13 protein-coding genes and 1 tRNA gene are annotated in these 16424 nt (G+C 59.1%); 7 read left to right on the forward strand and 7 right to left on the reverse strand.

Annotation, left to right across the window (positions count from 1 at the left end; genetic code table 11):
* Window positions 1-37: 37 nt before the first annotated feature.
* From RPG13_RS13650 to RPG13_RS13660, 3 genes are all read right to left on the reverse strand, one after another.
* Window positions 38-1189: a nucleotidyltransferase family protein gene (locus tag RPG13_RS13650; protein WP_337125270.1), complete on the reverse strand. Its 1152-nt coding sequence runs from the start codon at window positions 1187-1189 to the stop codon at window positions 38-40.
* A gap of 233 nt (window positions 1190-1422) precedes the next feature.
* Window positions 1423-1497 (reverse strand) — tRNA-Gln (locus RPG13_RS13655).
* 145 nt (window positions 1498-1642) lie between these two features.
* Entirely contained in the window at window positions 1643-1987 is a 345-nt protein-coding gene (locus tag RPG13_RS13660; protein ID WP_337125272.1) for a VOC family protein, read from the reverse strand.
* A gap of 210 nt (window positions 1988-2197) precedes the next feature.
* On the opposite strand from RPG13_RS13660, the gene ppdK reads away from it, so the two are divergent.
* Window positions 2198-4885 (forward strand): pyruvate, phosphate dikinase, encoded by a 2688-nt coding sequence (ppdK, locus tag RPG13_RS13665; protein WP_337125274.1) that lies wholly within the window; start codon window positions 2198-2200, stop codon window positions 4883-4885.
* 280 nt (window positions 4886-5165) lie between these two features.
* On the opposite strand, the gene RPG13_RS13670 is transcribed toward ppdK, so the two are convergent.
* The 3 genes from RPG13_RS13670 to RPG13_RS13680 form a co-directional block, all read right to left on the reverse strand.
* Window positions 5166-7112 carry a calcium-binding protein gene (locus tag RPG13_RS13670; protein ID WP_337125276.1) on the reverse strand — a complete coding sequence of 649 codons (1947 nt, stop codon included), beginning with the start codon at window positions 7110-7112 and terminating at the stop codon, window positions 5166-5168.
* Window positions 7113-7397: 285 nt separating this feature from the next.
* Window positions 7398-7787 carry a DUF427 domain-containing protein gene (locus RPG13_RS13675; RefSeq protein WP_337125278.1) on the reverse strand — a complete coding sequence of 130 codons (390 nt, stop codon included), beginning with the start codon at window positions 7785-7787 and terminating at the stop codon, window positions 7398-7400.
* 147 nt (window positions 7788-7934) lie between these two features.
* Entirely contained in the window at window positions 7935-8291 is a 357-nt protein-coding gene (locus RPG13_RS13680; protein WP_337127017.1) for a hypothetical protein, read from the reverse strand.
* A 178-nt stretch (window positions 8292-8469) separates the two neighbouring features.
* Between RPG13_RS13680 and RPG13_RS13685 the strand changes: the two genes are divergently transcribed.
* On the forward strand, window positions 8470-10098 hold the full coding sequence (locus RPG13_RS13685) for a fatty-acid--CoA ligase (RefSeq protein ID WP_337125279.1): 1629 nt from the start codon (window positions 8470-8472) through the stop codon (window positions 10096-10098).
* Between the two features lie 76 nt (window positions 10099-10174).
* Complete coding sequence (locus RPG13_RS13690; protein ID WP_337125281.1) at window positions 10175-10957, forward strand: DUF1499 domain-containing protein; 783 nt, start codon at window positions 10175-10177, stop codon at window positions 10955-10957.
* Window positions 10958-11057: 100 nt separating this feature from the next.
* Here RPG13_RS13690 and RPG13_RS13695 read toward each other — a convergent pair whose 3' ends face one another.
* A complete protein-coding gene (locus tag RPG13_RS13695) occupies window positions 11058-11966 on the reverse strand; it encodes an MBL fold metallo-hydrolase (RefSeq protein ID WP_337125283.1) in 909 nt (302 codons plus the stop codon).
* Between the two features lie 112 nt (window positions 11967-12078).
* Here RPG13_RS13695 and RPG13_RS13700 point away from each other — a divergent pair, with 112 nt between their 5' ends.
* From RPG13_RS13700 to gmd, 4 genes are all read left to right on the forward strand, one after another.
* Window positions 12079-12669 (forward strand): biotin transporter BioY, encoded by a 591-nt coding sequence (locus RPG13_RS13700; RefSeq protein WP_337125285.1) that lies wholly within the window; start codon window positions 12079-12081, stop codon window positions 12667-12669.
* Window positions 12670-13105: 436 nt separating this feature from the next.
* Window positions 13106-13669 carry a transcription termination/antitermination protein NusG gene (gene nusG / locus RPG13_RS13705; protein ID WP_337125287.1) on the forward strand — a complete coding sequence of 188 codons (564 nt, stop codon included), beginning with the start codon at window positions 13106-13108 and terminating at the stop codon, window positions 13667-13669.
* A 387-nt stretch (window positions 13670-14056) separates the two neighbouring features.
* Window positions 14057-15226, forward strand: a complete 1170-nt coding sequence (locus tag RPG13_RS13710) for a sugar transferase (RefSeq protein WP_337125289.1) — start codon at window positions 14057-14059, stop codon at window positions 15224-15226.
* A 90-nt stretch (window positions 15227-15316) separates the two neighbouring features.
* The gene (gene gmd, locus RPG13_RS13715) at window positions 15317-16411 is read left to right on the forward strand and encodes a GDP-mannose 4,6-dehydratase (RefSeq protein ID WP_337125291.1); all 1095 of its coding nucleotides are present in this window, start codon (window positions 15317-15319) and stop codon (window positions 16409-16411) included.
* Window positions 16412-16424: the final 13 nt, after the last annotated feature.

Below are 16424 nucleotides of genomic sequence, written 5' to 3' on the forward strand. Positions count from 1 at the left end.
TCTTACGATTTTGCGGGATCATACCCGCAGATAGCAGTCACCTGTTCGGGGTGTGTAAGTACTTTAAAAACCCGGCCGTGGCCCGGCGTAAGTAGAGCCAAGGTAGCCAGGATGTGTTTGCCTGGCGATATTTTTGCCGCATATGAATTGCGGGCGGGAAGAGGAGTTCGGCCAGAAAACCGGACTTGTTCCGTACGCCTCTCGCGGCCTGGAAGTCCATCCATATTCGGTTCACCCTGGATCCGCTAAGATAGCACGAAGCGGTTTCTGTCGGCCCAGGACGGGAAAGCGCGCCAGACACGGCTTCGGGTATAGTGGTATGAAAACGGGTTCGGGTCGCCTCGATGCCGTCCAGGCAGGCCGCCCGCAGTCCTTTACGCTCGGCAAATTTCACAAACTCATTGCGTTGCGACGGCGATAGCATCGAAAACAGAAGCTGAATATCGTAAAGCCAGATCAGTCGATCGCCGCCATAATATTCCACGCCATCGACATAATACAAAGCGTGTTTGTGGACCGCTCGATGCATGCAGGCGAGCACGAGCGCGTTCACTGGATCAGCTGCGAGGGCATTCGCGCTCAAGTTCGGCAGTGGCCGGGCCACGGAGCGCAATTCTTCATACGAGAACAGATTTGACAGGAGTGTGGAATTGGTGATCCGCCAATGCAAATCGAGGGCGTGTTCCTGATTGGAGGCGGGGTCTGTCCAGCTATAGCTCGTCTGGCCGCGGATGACATCCGCTCTTGTTCCCAGTTCACGAAACCCCAGGGCCTCTAACGCTTTGGCTACCCGATCACGCGTGTCCGACGGTACGAGGAGGTCCGTGTCACCTCTTGTACGAAGGAAAGACGTCGGATAGACACTGTAGGCTAAGGCCGTGCCTTTGAACAGAATTGGATGGATCCCAATAGCCGCTAGCCGCTCCAGTACTTGTTTCAGCATGTACTGGTGGCGCATCTCCCACAATGCTTGAGCAGTGGCCTGCTGACGACAAGTAGCCAGGATAACTTCCGGCCAACCCATGTCAACGCGTTCGCGATCTGCAATATAGTGATGAAGTAACGCCTGTACCCCGTGATAAGCACTTCGCTCGATGAAGCGGGCCGCGAAATTATTGTCGCCGTATTCCGGCCAAGTCGGATTTTCGCCACGTAAGGTAGCACAAAGCAGCTCTTCAATTCCCTGCATGACTAGAGCTCCGTTGCAGAGATCCAACAGCGCCCTTGAGCCCGGCGCTCTGGCAGATTGTTGTCATTCGTTCGGGCCTAGCCATCTGTTCGCTGCTGCGTTCATCGCAAGCTTTGGTCGTGACATGGTCCTGATGGGCATTGGCGACGAGGCTGTCAAGTTGGCATCGACGTAGCGTGCCGGCATTACGAAGTGGCTGCTGCACATGTGTCCGGAACGGACCCTGTGAGCGATGGCTGGGGCGCCAGGATTCGAACCTGGGATTGTCGGTACCAAAAACCGATGCCTTACCACTTGGCTACGCCCCAGCAGCGGGAACATGCCCGTTGCGCGCGGCCTTATAGGACGAGCCGACGGAAAGCTCAATGCCGAGAATAGCGGTGCGCGGAACTGATCCATCGGTTCCCGCAGATAGGAGTTCGGACATTATCCCCTGCTGTCAGGCCATGGCGTCTACTCGCCCCAGACGGCCATTTCGTTGCCGGCCGGATCGACGAAATGGAACCGCCTGCCACCAGGGAACGAAAAGATCGGCTTGACGATCGTGCCGCCGGCATTTTCGACGGCGCCCAGGATTTTTTCCAGGTCCTCGGAATAAAGCACCGGAAGCGGCTTGGCGGGCGCTTCGCCGGCATCAGCCTGGAAGCCTCCGTCAAGACCTTCCGAAAAGGCCGAATAGGTCGGCCCATAGTCGGCGAACGACCAGGAAAAGGCGGCGCTGTAGAAAGCCTTCAGCCTGTCCAGCGTTCCACCAGTTGCCGGCATTTCCAGATAATCGAGTTTTCCGGTCAGTCTCATGGCGCCACCTCATGTTCCTCTTATGTTCTAGTTTGGTGGCCGATAAGCCGCAAGTCTTTTTGGCATGGCTTTTTCTTAATCGATTGTAGAAGCCGGCTGGCTTTGCCGACGCCTTGCCTTTCGCACTGCAGCATCATATCGCTCGGGTAGGGACACGGCGAAACTTCGGCTTCGTCAATCTTTTCAATCTCCTGCAACCGGAGAGCAAGCATGACCAAATGGGTCTACACCTTTGGCGACGGCGCCGCAGAAGGCCGTGCCGGCGACAGGAACCTCCTGGGCGGCAAGGGTGCCAATCTCGCCGAAATGTGCAGCCTGGGCCTGCCCGTGCCGCCGGGATTCACCATCACCACGGAGGTCTGCAACGCCTACTACGCCAATGAGCGCTGCTATCCGGCCTCGCTGGAAGCGGATGTCGCGGTCGCCCTCGATCATATCGGTCGGCTGACCGGGCGCCGTTTCGGCGATCCCTCGAAATTGCTTTTGGTGTCGGTGCGTTCCGGTGCCCGCGCTTCCATGCCCGGCATGATGGACACCGTGCTCAATCTCGGTCTGAACGACGAGACGGTCGAGGCGCTGGCCGCCGATTCAGGCGATGCGCGCTTTGCCTATGACAGCTATAGGCGTTTCATCCAGATGTATTCCGATGTCGTCATGGGCCTCGACCATGAGGTGTTCGAGGAAATCCTCGAAGACCAGAAAGGTGGGCTCGGCCATGAGCTCGACACCGAACTGACCGCCATCGAATGGCAGGGCGTGATTGCACTCTATAAGGCCAAGGTCGAGGAGGAGCTCGGTAAGCCGTTTCCGCAGGATCCGAACGAGCAGCTCTGGGGCGCGATCGGCGCCGTGTTTTCGAGCTGGATGAACAACCGCGCCATCACCTATCGGCGCCTGCATGACATCCCCGAAAGCTGGGGCACGGCGGTCAACGTCCAGGCCATGGTCTTCGGCAACATGGGCGAGACTTCGGCCACTGGCGTCGCCTTCACCCGCAATCCGTCGACCGGCGAAAAGATGCTCTATGGCGAGTTCCTGGTGAATGCGCAGGGCGAGGATGTCGTTGCCGGCATCCGCACACCGCAAAACATCACCGAGGCGGCGCGCATTGCCGCCGGCTCCGACAAGCCGTCGCTGCAGAAGCTGATGCCGGATGCGTTCCAGTCTTTCGTCACCATTTCCGACCGTCTGGAAAAGCACTACCGCGACATGCAGGATCTCGAATTCACCATCGAGCGTGGCAAATTATGGATGCTGCAGACGAGGTCCGGCAAGCGTACCGCCAAGGCCGCGCTCAAGATCGCCGTCGAGATGGCGCAGGATAAGCTCATTTCGAAGGAAGAGGCCGTCGCCCGCATCGATCCGGCCTCGCTCGACCAGTTGCTGCATCCGACGATCGATCCGGGGGCCGCGCGCGATGTGATCGGCATCGGCCTGCCGGCTTCTCCGGGTGCTGCCACCGGCGAGATCGTCTTTTCCTCCAACGACGCCGAGGAGCTCAAGACGCAAGGCCGCAAGGCGATCCTCGTGCGCATCGAGACCAGTCCCGAAGACATCCACGGCATGCATGCGGCAGAAGGTATCCTGACCACGCGTGGCGGCATGACCAGCCACGCCGCGGTGGTGGCGCGCGGCATGGGCAAGCCTTGCGTGTCGGGCGCGGGCTCGCTGCGCGTCGACTACAAAGCCGGCACGCTGATGGCGATGGGGTCGACGTTGCGCAAGGGCGATATCATCACCATCGACGGCGGCAACGGCCAGGTGCTGAAAGGCGCCGTGCCGATGCTGCAGCCGGAGCTTTCAGGCGATTTCGCCGCCATCATGGAATGGGCCGACGCCGTGCGTCGCATGAAGGTGCGCACCAATGCCGAAACGCCGCTCGACGCGCGCATGGCGCGTTCCTTCGGCGCCGAAGGCATCGGGCTTTGCCGCACCGAGCACATGTTCTTCGACGGCGACCGTATCGTTGCCATGCGCGAGATGATCCTGGCCGACACTGAAAAGGGCAGGCGGATGGCGCTCGCAAAACTCTTGCCCATGCAGCGCTCGGATTTCCTCGAACTGTTCGAGATCATGGCCGGCCTGCCGGTGACGATCCGGCTGCTCGATCCGCCGCTACACGAATTCCTGCCCAAGACCGAGGAAGAGGTGGCCGAAGTCGCCGCCGCCATGAACGTGTCGCCCGACAAGCTCCGGCAGCGCACCGAGGCTCTGCACGAATTCAATCCGATGCTTGGCCATCGTGGTTGTCGGCTTGCGGTTTCCTATCCCGAAATCGCCGAGATGCAGGCGCGCGCCATTTTCGAGGCCGCCGTCGAGGCCGGCAGGAAGGCCGGCGCGCTGGTGGTTCCGGAAATCATGGTGCCGCTGGTCGGCCTGGTGAAGGAGCTCGATTATGTCAAGGCGCGGATCGATGCCGTCGCCAAGAGCGTGATGGAGGAAACCGGCGTCAAGATCACCTATCTTACCGGCACGATGATCGAATTGCCGCGCGCGGCGATCCGCGCCCATGTCATCGCCGAGGCGGCCGAATTCTTCTCTTTCGGCACCAACGATCTGACCCAGACGACCTTCGGCATCTCGCGCGACGATGCGGCCTCGTTTCTGGAGACCTATCGTCAGAAGGGCATCATCGAGCAGGATCCGTTCGTGTCGCTCGACATCGAGGGCGTCGGCGAACTGGTACGGATGGCGGCGGAAAAGGGCAGAGCGACACGGCCGGAGATCAAGCTCGGCATCTGTGGCGAACATGGCGGCGATCCGGCATCGATCCATTTCTGCGAAAAGGTCGGCCTCGACTATGTGTCGTGCTCGCCCTACCGCGTGCCGATCGCCAGGCTGGCTGCCGCTCAGGCGGCGGTGCAGGTTGCGAAGACGTTAGCGCCGCGCTCCGTTTAATTGGGACGCAAACGATGCTCCGGCACCTGGTCTTTGCGCATGATTCCCTCGAACCGAATCGCAGCGTAGCGAAAAACCGATTCGGATTTTCGCTGACGCGTACCTTCTCGGGGGCATGGTCTCTGGAGGCGCATTTCCGTTGGCACTCGCCGGTGCCGCAACGGTCCGCGCCAGAATATCCGCGCTCGCCAAAGAGACAGGCTTCAGATGCAGTTTTTGTCCACCTGTTTCTGTTGGCGACCGTGGCGCGCTGGCGCGCTCTCGTTTTCCGCTAGCTCCTTCAGGTCACAAAGAAAGCACCTGCCGTAATCGAGAGACCTGGAGAAAGGGTGGCGAACTGTGTTTGAGCTGCGCCGCCGATGCCGTCGCTGTCGAAGGAGAGCGCTCCAGTTGAACTGTTGTAGATGATATGGTCGGAGCTATCATGCGCAGCCGCACCCGCAAAGAAAGCGGCGGATGTGAGCGCGCCCGCGCTCAGCCCGGCAAAGATGGCGTTGTCGATGTGGATCTTGTCCTGGGATTGGTTGAAGTCGGTGACCCTGTCGATATTTCCGCTTCCAAGAGAGGTATTGAAAACGAAAGCATCATTGCCACCGTTGCCGGTCAAGATGTCGGCACCACGGCCGCTATTGATGACATTGGCGCCGGCATTGCCCTGGATGGTCTGGGCGAACTCGTTGCCGGAAAGGTTGATTGCCATCGTGGCGGACGGGTTGGTGGTGGCCAGAAGCTCAATCTGCGAATTGGCTGATAGGGCATGGCTCACCGAGGCAAGCACCGTGTCGGTGCCACCGCCGACCGCCTCGTACACCCGGTCGCCGACATTGTCGACATAGTAGGTGTCGTTGCCGCCGTAGCCGAACATCGCATCGGCACCGCCGCCGCCGTTGATAATATTGGCAGCAGCATTGCCCCCGATGGTCTGAGCAAACTCGTTGCCGGTGAGGTTGATTGCTGTCGTGGCGGATGGGTTGTTGGTGACCAGTGACTCGACCTGCGAGCCGGCCGCAAGGGCATAACTCACCAATGCGAACACCCGGTCGGTGCCGCCACCCGCCGCCTCGAACACCCTGTCGCCGGCATGGTCGACATAGTAGGCGTCGTTGCCGCCATAGCCGGTCATCGTGTCGGCGCCACCACCGCCATTGATCACGTTGGCGCCGGCATTGCCCTGGATGGTTTGCGCGAACGCGTTGCCGGTCAGGTTGATTGCCGTGGTGGCGGACTCATTCGTGGTGCCAAGGACTTCAATCGACAAGCCAGCCGAGAGCGCATAGCTCACAGAGGTCCACACCCTGTCTTGACCTTGGCCAGAGGACTCGACCACCTTGTCGCCGACATTGTCGACATAGTAATCGTCGTTGCCGCCATAGCCGATCATCGTGTGGGCACCGGTTGCCTTAAGTACATCGGCGCCGCTGGTGCCGTAGAGAATATCCCCGTCTGGGGGCGGGGTGGTCGGAGGCGGGGTGGTCGGAGGCGGGGTCGTGGTGCTCGTGTTGTGCTGCAGGAAAAAGGATTGCATTGACGGAGTGTTGCCAAGCGAGGTTTCGCCGTTCTGCGAGGCCCATTTATAAGCCATGTCAAAGGCGGGATTGGGAACCAGCCTTTCCCAGTGGTCCATCATGGTCTGCATCTGAGACGTCGTGGGCATGACATACGATCCGCCCGTATTGGTCGCCCAGCCGCCGCCGCCAAACGCCTGATAGACCGGAATGATCGCGCTCTGCGGGATGCCTGCTTCCAACGCCGCAGCCACGGCTCTATCAATGTAGTTGAAGTCCACCGCAGTCGTGCGCACCGGATAAGGGTTTATTCCATAATAATCGATGCCGGTGTTGGCAGGATTGTAGGTATTGGAATAGTCCGAATCTGCGAACGATCCCATGTCCATCAGGGTGATGAAAGTCTTGGCGCCCGGAAAATGGGAATGGATCCAGTCGGATTCCGCCTTCAGGTTGGCAGCGCTCACTTGGGTATGGTATCTGCCGGTGGGATCAGGCTCATCAGTCAGGAAAAATCCAAGAACCTTCGGATTGCCGATGAGAGGCGTTACCTTGTCGATAAAGGACTGGGTTACCCCATTGCTCTCGCCGAGCCAGATCAGGGCCTTCGAGCCATCCGGCAATGCGTTGACCGATGATGCGTATTGGAGATCAACCAGGTTGAAACCAGCGGCCTTGGCCTGGGCCGCTGACGCGCCCCAGGTGAAATGCATTGTGGCCATGCGAATATCCTCGTCTGATTCGGTAGCCCCCGATCCCTGCCTACTCGACGGCCCATATTAGCGCCTAATCAATTAGCGATACGCCATTGATAGAATCGTTGAACTTCGATGGAGCGCCAATTGTCATGTGATTGACTGCACGGGCTTTGTGCGAACCTGCGCGAATCTTAATGGCGGCAATACGATCTTCTGGCGCTGAAGGACAGGAGGCTGACCTTCGTGCGGCTCGACCTCGGCAGCGGTGGCCCCGACTGATCGGCAGGACAGGTCTCGAGCCGTCCCCGCTCAGGCTGGTTTGGCTTCGATCGTCACCTTGTTGGGATAGAACGCGCCGTGATCGCGGATTTCGACCATCTCGTCGAAAGGCCGCTCATACGCCCACATCGCATCCTTGCCTGCTTCGGCGGCAGGCAGCACGCTCCAATAACTCGCAGCGCCCTTGTAAGGGCAATGAGTCGAGAACTCCGTCTTGCGAAGCTGGTCGAAATCGATGTCCGCAAACGGAATGTAAAAGACTGAAGGATAGGGGGACTCGGTCAGTACCTTTGCTTTAGTGGACGAGGCGACGACCGTTTCGCCGCTGCGCACCGTGACGGTGCCGCGATAGGGCTCGACGGTGATGACCTTGCCGGGATTGCGTTGAAAGCCCGGTGCGGGGTTTGCGATCTGGTCCATTGGCGGGATTCTCCTTGTCTGGCATGCGCCCCGAAATAAGTGTGGCGAGCGAGCGAATTGCGCAAGGTCGCCCTCTAGGAATGACGCACAGCCAGCCGTGCGGCTCAGGTTTCGGCCTGGTCTCCCGTTAAACCGGTCTGGAAACGATCAGGCGGCGGCCTGAAACGCATCCATCAGCTCGGCATAAGCGGCGGCGATACCGGCGACCGGATTGCTGCTTCTCGATGCGGTCTCGACCTTCAGCGCACCGCCGCCGGTCGGCAAGGTGAGCAGAAGGAACTGGCGGTTGCCGCCATCGCCGACGCATGCCGCGGCAACGTGCTGGCCTTCGCCTTCGTTCTGAACGCACATCTTGAACAGCAGCGTGCCGCCGACCGCCTCAAGGGCGCCGCCGACAACTTCGACAAATTCGTCTTCGGAAACGGTCTTAGTGTCCGGCACCAAATCAGCCAGGCTTTCGGCGAGCGTATTTTCGAGAGTCTCGTCGTCGAGCTGCGCGTCCATGCGAACCTCTTTCATTCGCCAATCGCACCCTTGCCCATTAATCAAAGTTAACCCCGAGGATGGCCGGATTGTGGCGGTTTTCCTGTCTTTTCGATCAATGCATCGCTTCTGCCCGGTCATGGCTGGACAATCAGCTGGTTCGCCCCACAATGGAACGAAAAACCAATGGGAGGAAAAAATGCTCGGACTGATGCAGGAATGGCCGCTGCTTTGCCACAAGCTCATCGACAACGCAGCCAGGCAGCACGGCGAACGTGAGGTCGTGTCGCGTTCTATCGAAGGCCCGATCGTCCGGACCACTTACGCCGAAATTCAGCGCCGCGCCTTGAAAGCCGCCCAGCGGCTCGAGCGAGACGGTTTTGGGCTTGGCGACCGCATCGCCACATTGGCCTGGAATACGGCGCGCCATATCGAGGCCTGGTACGGCATCATGGGAGTCGGCGCGATCTATCACACGCTCAATCCGCGCCTGTTTCCCGAGCAGATCGTCTGGATCATGAACAATGCCGAAGACAAGGCGATCTTCGTCGATCTGACATTCGTGCCGCTGCTTGAGAAGATCGCCGGCGCGGTCAAATCGCTGAGAAAGGTGATCGTGCTGACCGACAAGGCGCACATGCCGCAAACGGCGCTGCCGAACGTCGTTGCCTATGAAGAGTGGCTTGACGAAGCCGATGGCGCCTTCGCCTGGAAGAAATTCGATGAAAACACCGCCGCCGGCATGTGCTACACCTCGGGCACGACAGGCGATCCGAAAGGCGTCCTCTACAGCCATCGCTCGAACGTGCTGCACGCGATGATCGCCGCCATGCCCGACGCCATGGGCCTCTCGTCGCGCGATACCATACTGCCGGTCGTGCCGATGTTCCACGCCAACGCCTGGGGCCTTGGCCAGAGCGGTCCGATGATCGGCGCCAAACTGGTCATGCCTGGCTGCAAGATGGACGGTTCCTCGATCTATGAGTTGCTCGACACCGAAAAGGTGACGTTCAGCGCCGCCGTGCCGACAGTGTGGATGATGCTGCTCCAACATCTGGAGGAGACCGGCAAGAAACTTCCTTATCTGAAGAGGGTCGTCATCGGCGGCTCGTCCTGCCCGCGTGCGCTCACGACGAAGTTCCAGGACAATTACGATGTTGAGGTCATCCATGCCTGGGGCATGACCGAGATGTCGCCGCTCGGCACCCTGTGCACCCTCAAGCCGGACCGTGCCGGGCTCGAGGGCGAAGCTCGGCTCGATGTCCAGAGCAAGCAGGGCTATCCGCCGTTCGGTGTCGAAATGAAGGTGACGGACGACGACAATAAGGAACAGCCATGGGACGGCAAGACATTCGGACGCTTGAAGGTCCGCGGACCGGCAGTCGCGCGCGCCTATTATGGCGGCGTTGGATCCGAACAGTTCGATCAAGAAGGCTGGTTCGATACCGGTGATGTCGCCCATATCGACCCGGGCGGCTATATGCAGGTCACCGATCGCGCCAAGGACGTCATCAAATCGGGCGGCGAATGGATTTCGACGATCGAGCTCGAGAATCTCGCAGTCGGTCATCCGGATGTGGCGGAGGCGGCCGCCATCGGCATCCAACATTCGAAATGGGGCGAACGGCCCTTGCTTGTCGTCGTCCGCAAGCCGGGCCGGGAGCCGACCAAGACGGATATTCTCGCTTTCATGAACGGCAAGGTGGCGAAGTGGTGGATGCCGGACGACGTCGCCTTCGTCGGCGAAATTCCCCACACCGCCACAGGCAAGATCCAGAAGACCACCTTGCGCCAGCAATTCAAGGACTATCGCCTGCCGACGGATTGACGGAGATGACGTCTTTCGCCTTCAAGCCGCCGCTAAGGGGCTCTAAACGCCCGTTCGGGTTGGGGCAGTGCGGATAATGGAAACTCCCGAGCGACAGACGTCGAAGGCGGCCGGCTGGTCGCAGCGGGCAGGCGCTTTCTCGGCGGTCCTGCTTTTGACCGTTCTCATCGGCCATCGATATGGCCTTGTTGAAACGCCGGCTTTCCTCTGGGTGCTCGGCATTGTCGCGTTGCTTGCTGCTTTTGCCTTGTTGTTCGCCGGATTTGCCTTTTCGAGACTGTGGAATTTCGGCGACCGTGGCGGTCGCGATCTCACCGTCGGTACGTTGCTGGCGCTGCTGGTGCTTGCTCCTTTTGGCATTGCCGCCTACTGGGCAGCGACTTACCCGCCGCTCAGGGACATCTCGACGGATTTCGACGATCCGCCGATGCTCGACACCAGCACCCGGACCGGGGATATGAACGCGCTTTCGCCATCGACCCCGGGCGAGTCGCGCCTGCAGACCGAGACCTATCCGCTTGTCACCGGACGCAGCTACAATCTGCCGTTCGATCGCGTCCTGGAAGCAGTCGAAACCGTGCTCGATCGGCGGGATTGGCAGCTTACGGCGCCGTTTCCCCGTGCGATCGGGCAAAGCGAGGTGACGATCGACGCCCTGGCCAAGAGCTTCATCCTCAGCCTTCCCGCCGATGTCGCCATCCGTGTGGCCGACGATGGCGATGCGATCATCGTCGACATGCGTTCGGCGTCCCGATACGGCCGCTACGACCTTGGCGACAATGCGGCCCGCATCGTGGATTTCCTCGCCGAACTGGATCAGGAAGTTGCCGGCCAGGTCGGCACGACCCCGGCCGAGTAGCGGCTAAAGCACGTCGCGTGATTCACGCGACGTGCTTTTAGGCCTTTGTTTCTATGCATGTCGTTGTCCCAAAACCGCGGTGCACTTTGGGCGACATCCATCAAGCGATGGGGATGAAAATGCCGTCGATCGCCGGGTCGCCGTCGGTGGTCACCAGGCCGCGCGCCACCAGGTCCTCCAGATGGGCAAGCACGGACAATCCGGCAGCGCCATGAAGGCGCGGATCTGTATCGCGATAGATAGCCTTGACCATGTCCTTGATCGTCCGGTCGCCGCTTCTGATCCGTTCGAGGATCGCTTGTTCGCGCATCCTGCGATGCGTCTTCAACTCGTGCATGAAACTGCGCGGTGCGGTCACCGGCCCGCCATGACCGGGCAGCAGCAGGCGATCGTCGCGCTCGATCAGCCGATCCAGCGAGGCCATATAGTCGGCCATGGCGCCGTCCGGCGGGGCGACGATGGTGGTCGCCCAGGCCATGACGTGATCGGCCGAGAACAGGATGCCGGTTCCTTCCAGCGCAAAGGCTGCGTGATTGGCGGCATGACCTGGCGTCAGCACCGTTCTGATCGCCCAGCCGTCGCCGTTGACGACCGTGTCGTCGGGAAACGCGATATCCGGATTAAAGGCGGTGTCGGCGCTGGCGTCGAGCGGATTGATCTCACCAATGCGCAGCGGCCTCGCCGGGCGATGCGGACCTTCGGCCAGGACAATTGCGCCGGTGTGCTGCTTCAGCCGCGCTGCCAGCGGAGAATGGTCGCGATGCGTGTGGCTGACAAAAATGTGGCTGACCGGCCTGTCTGCGATAATTTCGAGCAATGCCTTGAGATGCGCGTCGTCATCCGGCCCCGGATCGATCACCGCCATCGTGTTTCGCCCGACGATGTAGCTGTTGGTGCCGTGAAAGGTGAACGGGCTGGGGTTTTTGGCGGTAATCCGAAGCACGTCGGGCGCTACGGTCACGCTGTGGCCGTAGGACGGGTCGAAGTCTGTGTCGAATTTCAGCGCCATGGCAAATGTCGTGACCTTTATTGGGGGACGGCAAAACCGATTGCCGCATAGCACGGAAGCCAATATAGGAAAACGCAAAGCCGCAATGCGGTCATCTGGAACGGAGAAGATCATGGCAATTGCAACGACGACGCGTCCGCTTGTTTCTCTCGCTTTGCCTGAAAAGGGCGTGACCCGGCTAATGACGCAGCTTTTGCTTGCGATCGTTGGAACGCTGGTGCTGACCTTGTCGGCCAAGACGAGGGTTTTGCTCGGACCGGTCGACATCTCGATGCAAACCTTAGCCGTCTTCCTGATCGCCGCAGCATTCGGCATGCGCCTCGGCGTCGCCACGCTGCTTCTTTACATGGCGGAGGGCGCCATGGGCTTCCCGGTCTTCCAGGGCACGCCGGAAAAGGGCATAGGCATCGCCTACATGCTCGGCTCGACCGGCGGTTATCTTGCCGGCTTCGTGGTCATGGCCGCGATCGTCGGCTGGGCTGCCGATCGCGGTTGGGATCGCCATCCGGTCAAGCTCTTCAACGCGATTCTGGTTGCCGAAATCGTCATGATGGCGATGGGCTTTGCCTGGCTGGCACTGCTCATCGGCCCGGAAAAGTCATGGCAGTTCGGTGTTGTGCCCTTCATCGTCGGCGACCTGATCAAGGTCGCCCTGGCGGCGAGCCTAGTGCCAGCCGTCTGGTCGCTGCTCAAACGCTCCTGAACTCTGGTCGATAGATCGGGCGCGGCACTGATCGAGTCCACGCAACCACAGGCCTGTGATTGCGTGGTCCTGTTTCGCGACGGCCTGGCCGCGAGTTCTCGTCAAAGCAGGCCGCCGCCAAGTGGTCGGTAACGCTTTGCTAACGATAACCGTCACACTATGTTCAAATCGACCGATTAAGGACCAGAAGAGCCCGCGGTTCGTCGCGAGTCAGCGTAACCAAGCAGCTACATATCGACGCAATTGCTCGATACCGCTGCTGGATAGCTAAAAAAGAAAGCGGCTCGATGACTTTTAGGTGCAGCCAAAGTTGGTGGACAATTAACAGGATTTTTTCGACCAAGCTTGATTCTCGCGAGATGGTTGCTTCCTGGTATCTTCACGCTTTCATAACCCTTGCCGTCAGCCATGCCGAAAACCGCCGAGAGCGAGACGTGTGATTAGCCCGGAAAAAATAACTGTTAAGGCGACTGTATCGTTGCAACGGCCCGCAACCGGCACCGCAGCACGCTGGTATGCCGCCAGCGTATTTCCGGGAAAAGAAGACGTCGCCGAACGGCATCTCCGGGTGCAGGGGTTTCACCCGTTTACGCCTCGCTGCGAGAAGACCACACGTCATGCCCGGCGCATCGAGACGCGACCGGCGGCCTATTTTCCAGGGTATATGTTCATCTCCCTCGATGTCGCGCTGCAGCGGTGGCGCTCGGTCAATGGAACGTTCGCTGTGCGCTCACTCATCATGCAGGGCGAACGGCCATTGCCAGTCCCCTTGGGGTTGGTGGAGCGGTTCATAGCTCTGACTGGCAGGGACGGCCTGCTTGATTTCAGCGGAGGCCTCGCTGCGGGCGCAGCGGTTCGGATTCTTTCAGGTCCTTTCGCGGAGATGATCGGCCGCCTTGATCGGCTCGATCCAGCTGGAAGAGCCCGGGTTCTGGTTGCCATCATGAATGGCGAGATCCCTATTGACATGGATTCAAGGGAACTCGTCGCGATCGCATAACCGCAATTGTCGCTCGGTCATGCGGTGTAGACTGTTGCAAAGTCAGCTCCCGGGTTTCACCCGGGAGTGCGGTAGCCATTGTTGGAGATTGTGCCTTTGACCGAAGCAGGCGAAAACAGATGGGCAACCGAGGGCTGCTGCACCGGCTCCGTCGGTATTCGGTTGACCGGTCGATGAATTTTGATTTGAAATCCTTTTTGTCGGATCGAAGAATTATCGATCTCCGAAAATTGAGAATGGTCGAATTATTTACCGATCTGCCAGTGAGTGGTTGAATTGAATGCTCCCATCATAAAGCCGCAAACCCAGCGGCACCTGCTGCATCGGATTAGGTTTCAGCTTCTTGGTGGATTGGCTTTTGCGATTCTAACGCCTGCGCTAGTTAGAATGCTGATAAATACTGATATATTATACTATTCAAACATTCAGATTACGATTTTCGCAGGCATCGTCGCGCATACTGTAGGTTTCTTTTTCTTTCGACGAATAATCAATTTACCCGGCGTCGCGGCTGCCGGCTATATCATGCCCACCTTTGCGCTGTCCTACGGACTTGTATATTTGGGAATTTTCCTGTTCCGAATTGACTATAGCGCGTTCCAGGCAGCCGGCAGTTTGACGCTGTCAATCTGCTGGTATTTCGGTTTGAGCGTCCTGAGCCGGCGCCTGGACCCGTACAGTCTCGCCGTGGTTCCAGGCGGGGCTGTCAGTCGTCTTGAAGAGATTAGCGGCGTGAATTGGCATTGGCTCCGCTCACCCGAGACGGTCATTGACCGCGTGAGTGGCGTCGTGGCCGACCTTCGTGCCGAGCTATCCGATGATTGGGAGCGCTACATAGCCGATCAGGCCCTCGCAGGCATCCCTGTCTATCACGTCAAGCAGATCAGTGAATCTCTGACGGGTCGCGTCGAAATCGAGCATTTGTCCGAAAACACGCTGGGGTCGCTTAACCCCAACCAGGCCTATATCAAGATCAAGCAGGTGATCGACTGGGTTTGCGCCATGTTGGCCCTGATTGTGCTGGCGCCGTTCTTGTTGTTGGTTGCGCTGATGATCAGGCTGGAATCTCCTGGGCCCGCCATATTTCGCCAGGAACGCCTAGGCTACGGCGGGAAATCATTTACAGTCTATAAGTTCCGAACGATGACCGTCAGCGTGCCTGAGGCGGCGAACGTTCGCAGTCTTGCAGTGACGAAGCCGGGCGATAGCAGGATTACCCGCCTCGGCCGCTTCCTTCGCAGGAGCCGAATTGACGAACTGCCGCAGTTGATAAATATCGTTCGCTCGGAAATGAGCTGGATTGGGCCCCGCCCCGAAGCGACGGTGTTGTCTTCGCATTATTCGATGGCGCTGCCGTTCTATCGCTACCGAAATATCGTTCGTCCAGGAATTTCCGGGTGGGCTCAGGTGAATCAGGGATATGTGTCGGACGACGACGACGAGATCGAGAAGCTGCACTATGATTTCTATTACATCAAGAATTTCTCGCCATGGCTCGATATCGTTATTGTGCTGAGGACCCTAAAGACGATGCTAAGCGGGTTTGGGTCCCGATAATAGCCGAGTTGAATTAGTCTGCTCCAGGGTCGAATGCCGCCGTTCGATGGAGAATATGGTTGTGTTTCTAAAACTGCCGAAGGGAACGAAATGAGCCGAAAAACCGCATTGATTACCGGCATCACCGGTCAGGATGGCGCCTATCTGGCGGAACTTCTTCTGGCAAAGGGCTATGACGTCCACGGCATCAAGCGGCGTTCCTCGTCGTTCAACACCGGTCGCATCGATAATCTCTACCAGGATCCGCATGAGAAGGACGTGAGGCTGTCGCTGCATTATGGCGACATGACCGACGCCACCAACCTCATCCGCATCGTCCAGGAAGTGCAGCCCGACGAGATCTACAATCTCGCCGCACAATCGCATGTCCAGGTGAGCTTCGAGACCGCGGAATATACCGCGAATGCCGACGCGATCGGCACATTGCGTCTCCTCGAAGCCATCCGGCTGCTTGGCCTGACAAAAAAGACGCGCTTTTATCAGGCGTCGACTTCCGAGCTCTACGGCAAGGTGCAGGAGATTCCGCAGCGGGAGACGACGCCTTTCTATCCTCGCTCGCCTTATGCGGCGGCAAAGATCTATGCCTACTGGATCACCGTGAATTACCGCGAAGCCTACGATATCCATGCGTCCAACGGCATTCTGTTCAATCACGAGAGCCCGATGCGCGGCGAGACGTTTGTCACCCGCAAGATCACGCGCGCGGCGGCTGCAATCAGCCTCGGTCTTCAGGACAAGCTCTACCTCGGCAATCTGTCGGCTGAACGGGATTGGGGGCATGCCCGCGACTATGTCGAAGGCATGTGGAGAATTCTTCAGCATGAAATGCCCGACGACTACGTCCTTGCAACCGGAGTGAAGAACTCCGTCCGCCGCTTTGTCGAGCTTGCATTCAGCGAGGTTGGGATCGAGATCGAGTGGGTCGGTTCCGGCATTGACGAAAAAGGCTTCGATGCAAAATCAGGCGCTGTCCTGATTGAGGTCGATCCGCGCTATTTCAGGCCGACGGAAGTTGAGCTTCTGATCGGCGATCCTTCGAAAGCGGAGCGCGTTCTCGGGTGGAAGGCGACAACGTCGCTCCCCACGATGGTCCAGGAGATGATCCAGTCCGACCTCGAAACGGTAAGACGGGAATCCGAACACCGGCGCCTGGATGAGGATCGCATTCGCGTTGCGGTACAGTAAGCGACGCTAGGCC

It is taken from the genome of Mesorhizobium sp. ISC15, from assembly GCF_037162615.1.
Lineage (GTDB): Bacteria > Pseudomonadota > Alphaproteobacteria > Rhizobiales > Rhizobiaceae > Mesorhizobium > Mesorhizobium mediterraneum.

Excerpts from the sequence above, each read along its gene's own strand:
- ppdK (WP_337125274.1), top strand. The coding sequence starts at position 2,198 with ATGACCAAATGGGTCTACACCTTTGGCGACGGCGCCGCAGAAGGCCGT.
- RPG13_RS13675 (WP_337125278.1), bottom strand. The coding sequence starts at position 7,787 with ATGGACCAGATCGCAAACCCCGCACCGGGCTTTCAACGCAATCCCGGC.
- RPG13_RS13685 (WP_337125279.1), top strand. The coding sequence starts at position 8,470 with ATGCTCGGACTGATGCAGGAATGGCCGCTGCTTTGCCACAAGCTCATC.
- RPG13_RS13660 (WP_337125272.1), bottom strand. The coding sequence starts at position 1,987 with ATGAGACTGACCGGAAAACTCGATTATCTGGAAATGCCGGCAACTGGT.
- RPG13_RS13710 (WP_337125289.1), top strand. The coding sequence starts at position 14,057 with ATGCTGATAAATACTGATATATTATACTATTCAAACATTCAGATTACG.
- RPG13_RS13680 (WP_337127017.1), bottom strand. The coding sequence starts at position 8,291 with ATGGACGCGCAGCTCGACGACGAGACTCTCGAAAATACGCTCGCCGAA.
- RPG13_RS13650 (WP_337125270.1), bottom strand. The coding sequence starts at position 1,189 with ATGCAGGGAATTGAAGAGCTGCTTTGTGCTACCTTACGTGGCGAAAAT.
- RPG13_RS13690 (WP_337125281.1), top strand. The coding sequence starts at position 10,175 with ATGGAAACTCCCGAGCGACAGACGTCGAAGGCGGCCGGCTGGTCGCAG.
- RPG13_RS13695 (WP_337125283.1), bottom strand. The coding sequence starts at position 11,966 with ATGGCGCTGAAATTCGACACAGACTTCGACCCGTCCTACGGCCACAGC.
- RPG13_RS13700 (WP_337125285.1), top strand. The coding sequence starts at position 12,079 with ATGGCAATTGCAACGACGACGCGTCCGCTTGTTTCTCTCGCTTTGCCT.
- gmd (WP_337125291.1), top strand. The coding sequence starts at position 15,317 with ATGAGCCGAAAAACCGCATTGATTACCGGCATCACCGGTCAGGATGGC.
- RPG13_RS13670 (WP_337125276.1), bottom strand. The coding sequence starts at position 7,112 with ATGGCCACAATGCATTTCACCTGGGGCGCGTCAGCGGCCCAGGCCAAG.